The sequence below is a fragment of the Candidatus Merdisoma sp. JLR.KK006 genome, assembly GCF_036941035.1.
Classification (GTDB): domain Bacteria; phylum Bacillota; class Clostridia; order Lachnospirales; family Lachnospiraceae; genus Laedolimicola.
Genome location: NZ_JAYMNS010000099.1, coordinates 1 through 383, shown reverse-complemented (window position 1 = coordinate 383; position 383 = coordinate 1). Strand labels below are relative to the sequence as shown.

The following is a 383-nucleotide window of genomic DNA, read 5'->3' as shown; positions in this document are numbered from 1 at the left end:
CTCAAACTTCGCATTTGAATAAGCACAGATGCACCTTGAAAATTCAATAAAAACTGGCAATAAAATAGCATGAAACCGTCTGGTTTGGTATAATTGAGTTGTCGAAAAACAATTAAACCGGAGGCTCATGCTATGAATAAAAGTATAACACAAGTAAACCAGAATGATAATCAGATTTCGAAATCTATCAAAAGATTTTTTACAAGATTCCATATTTCTTCTGCATTGAAGGCATCTAACGCTTATAAGAAAAAAGGAATTCCTGCTGTTGAGATTTTTCAGTATCTTTTTTTGCTGATTTTCTCTAATAGAAGTATGTACATGAGTCTGATTACCGGAAAAAATTCTCCTGGGTTTGCAAAGGATACTGTGTACCGATTCAT

At 33.2% G+C, this 383-nt stretch carries 1 pseudogene; it reads left to right on the top strand.

The window, feature by feature from the left end:
• Nucleotides 1-132: 132 nt before the first annotated feature.
• A pseudogene (locus tag VSQ61_RS22765) lies at nucleotides 133-383 on the top strand (IS4 family transposase); the annotation flags it as partial.